Annotated in this window: 3 protein-coding genes; 1 reads left to right on the top strand and 2 read right to left on the bottom strand. The window is 71.9% G+C overall.

Features of this window, described 5'->3' with window-relative positions; translation table 11 throughout:
• Window positions 1-648 (bottom strand): hypothetical protein (locus CQZ88_RS10890; protein WP_219727512.1); only part of this gene is annotated, 648 nt, incomplete at its 3' end.
• A gap of 154 nt (window positions 649-802) precedes the next feature.
• A complete protein-coding gene (locus CQZ88_RS10885) occupies window positions 803-2,338 on the bottom strand; it encodes a hypothetical protein (RefSeq protein WP_102799741.1) in 1,536 nt (511 codons plus the stop codon).
• A 123-nt stretch (window positions 2,339-2,461) separates the two neighbouring features.
• On the opposite strand from CQZ88_RS10885, the gene CQZ88_RS10880 reads away from it, so the two are divergent.
• Complete coding sequence (locus CQZ88_RS10880; RefSeq protein WP_006944784.1) at window positions 2,462-3,319, top strand: ParA family protein; 858 nt, start codon at window positions 2,462-2,464, stop codon at window positions 3,317-3,319.
• Window positions 3,320-3,392 lie beyond the last annotated feature (73 nt).

The following is a 3,392-nucleotide window of genomic DNA, read 5'->3' as shown; positions in this document are numbered from 1 at the left end:
GGGCGGGCCCTCGGCCGGTGGGACGGACGACCCGGCCGGGGGAGCGGGTGGACCGCTCGGGCAGCCGTCGAGGCCGTTCGCCGGGGTCAGCTCGAAGAACCCGGTGTGGAGTCCGGCCGGAAGAGCGGTGGGATCGCACGTCGGGAAGAGCGGGGCGAGCCCCGGTGCCCGATCCGTGCCGACGGCCAGCTCGACCCAGTTCGAATGGGAGTAGAAGTCGGCGAGTGCGTGGGTCAGGCCGCCGAAGGCGCTGCGGGCCGCGAAGCCGTTCGCGGAGGTGCGGAACTCCGGCGGGCCGGTGGGTTGCGCACCGGCGATCACGGCGGGCACGAAGAAGTTCCACGCGTCCCGGGCACGGTCGCAGACGTCCGCCGGTCGCGCGGCGTTGTCGAAGTGCCGGAAGGCGTCGCCCTGGAACAGGTCGCTGCCTTCGTTGCCGGTGCCGGTGAGGAGGCTGCCGGTGATCTCGGCGAGCGCCGGGTCGTCGACGCCCCCGTCGGTGGTGGCCGGGGGCAGCGCTGCACGCAGGATCGCGCCGTGGATGTCGGGCGCGAAGGCCAGCGCGTTCGGCGGCATCGACACGGACAGTAGTGCAGCGGCGGCAACCGTCACGATCGTCGACAGACCGGGGCGGGGAAGCAGTGTCATGGGTACTCCGCAGTCGTTGGGTCGTGGCAGTCGTTGGTGGTGGCAGTCGTGGGTCGTGAGCACCGCGCTGCTTCCGGCGATGCCGCGTTCGTTACCGGTGGTGGCCACCTCCGAATATCCCCCTCGGCGGCGATCGTCGCCGGGGAATTCGGGATCATCGCAGAGCCTGCCCGGCCGGCACCCCGAACGGCCGCACGAGTACGGCACCCCAGTCCCGCCACGGCGGGCACGGTGGGGGCGGCCGCCCGTTCAGGAAGCGGATCGCCGCGTCCTCGAATGCCGCCGATCTGGGCAGGTACGGGTGGGCGACGCGGGCCGGGCACCCGTTTCGCTCGACGTCGAGCTGCCAGTCGTCCGGCATCAGGGGCAGATCGGTGGCCGCGGGGAGGCTCGTTGCTCGTACCGTTGCGGGAAGTGGCTGAGCGAGGATGGATTCCGCGGCTCCCGCCGTGCCGAGCAGTTCCCGCGCGGCGGGGGTGTCCGGGTCGAAGTGGAACCGGACCAGGTCGGTGGCCGGAGCGGCGGCACGCAGCAGGTCGCCGAAGACGCGGCCGGGCGCGTTCACGTGCGGTGGGGGATAGCCGGTCGGGGTGCTCGGGAACGGGCCGACCAGCAGTAGCGCATCGACGTCGACCCGTCCGGTGGCGACGGCCTCCCACACCACCCACACGGCGTGCGAATGCGCGGCCACCACCAGCGGACGAGGCAGCGCGGACGCCTGCTCGACGAACAGATCGACCTGCTCGTGGAACGGACGCTGGGTGTCGCTCGGCCCGTAGGGGGCACCCGTGCGGATCGGGCAGGTCGCGTCTCGCTGCGGCTGCCCGTCGCCCGGTCCGGCATACGAGAAGTAGTACACCTGCTCGCAGCGGTAACCGAGGCGGTGCACGCCCGTCGCGTGGATCGCGCCCCGCCCCGACGCCGAGTTGATCCCCGACAGGATCAACAGCGAACCCGGCTGCGGCGGTCCGGGTTCCGGCTCGTCGTACCCGCGGGTCGCGACGAACACGAGCGACGCGGCGGCGAGCACCGCGACGAGCGCGGTCAGGACCGCCCCCGGCCGGCGCAGCGCCGGGCGGCCCATCGCCCGGATCGCCAGGCCGGTCGCGACGGCCGAGACCGGGACGAGCGGCACCGTCAGGACCGGGACCCGTTCGGCCACGGCACCCAGCGCCAGGATCACCGCGCAGTACGGCAGCATCACCTCGACCCGCAGCCCCCGCCGCCAGGTCAGCGCGACGGCCGCGCGCAACCGGGATCCGCCCTGCCACGGCACCGGGCCGAGCGTGAGCACCAGCACCCCGATCAGGGCGACGGCGGGCCAGAACAGCCGGGAGTACAGGACCGCGTAGGCGGTGGCGTCGGCGAACGCCGCCAGCAGCACCGGCCCGAACGCGACCGTGTAGAACAGGGCCGCGAAGCGCAGCCGGCGGGCGTCGAGGCCGCCCAGGAGCCACGCCATGAGCGCCACCCGGGCTGCGGCCACCCCGGCGAGCAACACCAGGAACGCCGGCCACGACGACGCCCGCGACAGCAGGATCCGCAGGTCGGTGAATTGATCCAGCGGCGGCAGCGCCACCAGGTGGATGAGCCCCGGCCAGGTCGGGACCGCGTTCGTCGCGGCGAGCAGCACGACGAGCGCCGCGGTGGCCGCGAGCGGCCACCAGCGCCTCCACCGTCCCTCTCGCACTCGCGGGCTCCCGTCGCCGACTGCCTCGAATCTAGGGGGTGCGCCGGTGCCCGGCGCCGGATTCGTCCGGGTCCCGGTGTACTTTGCTGAGCGAACGAGTAGCGAGTGTGCTGGGGGTGTGGTGTGGCGCGGGTGATCGCGACGATCAATCTGAAGGGCGGCGTCGGCAAGACCACGACGACGGCCGCCCTCGCGGAGTTCATGGCCGCCGAATTCGGGCAGCGGGTGCTGCTGATCGACCTGGACCCGCAGACCAACCTCACCACGATGATGATCGGGGAGGAGCGCTGGCAGGAGCTCAACCAGCTCGACCGCACCCTCGCCACGCTGTTCCGCGGTGCCGTCGATCCCGACGCCCCCGCCTTCGACATCGAGAAGGCCCTCCAGCGCGACGTCTCACCCGTGCGCGCCGTCGAGAACGTCGACCTGCTCGCCTCGTCGCTGGATCTGATGGACATCCAGGAGGGACTGAGCCACCAGCAGTACGCCGACCCGAAGTCCACCCGGCCCCTCCAGGTGCTGCTGCACGCGATCACCCCGATCGCCGACCGGTACGACTACATCCTCGTCGACTGCCCGCCCAACCTCGGCATGCTCACCCAGAACGGCCTGCGGCTGGCGAACGGCTACCTCATTCCGACCATCCCCGACATCCTCTCGACCTACGGGATCCCGCAGCTGCAGACCCGGGTGCGGGCGTTCGCCGAGCGGACGGGACATCCCATCCGCGAGATCGGCCTCGTCATCACCAAGTACCGGAGTGCGTCGAACCTGCACCGCAGCATCATCGAACAGCTGCAGCGCGACGAACGGATCGCGAACGTCGTACCGGCGTGGATCCCCGAGGCCAACCAGATCGCGCAGTCCGCGGAGTTCGTCCCGTACGGCACCCTCAAGCGCAAGTACGGCAACTCCGGGCAGTTCGACGCCCTGCGCATGCTGACCGAGGACGTCCTGATGAACGCGCAGGTGCTGCTGTGACCGGCACCGTCGACCGCGACGAGGCCCGCCTCCGAGTGCAGATCGGGGAGGCGAGCGCCGCGCTGCTGCGGCT

It is taken from the genome of Rhodococcus sp. ENV425, assembly GCF_002887785.1.
Taxonomy (GTDB): Bacteria; Actinomycetota; Actinomycetes; order Mycobacteriales; family Mycobacteriaceae; genus Rhodococcus; species Rhodococcus aetherivorans.
Note: the sequence above shows the minus strand (reverse complement) of the source record. Positions and strands in the feature narration are given on the sequence as shown.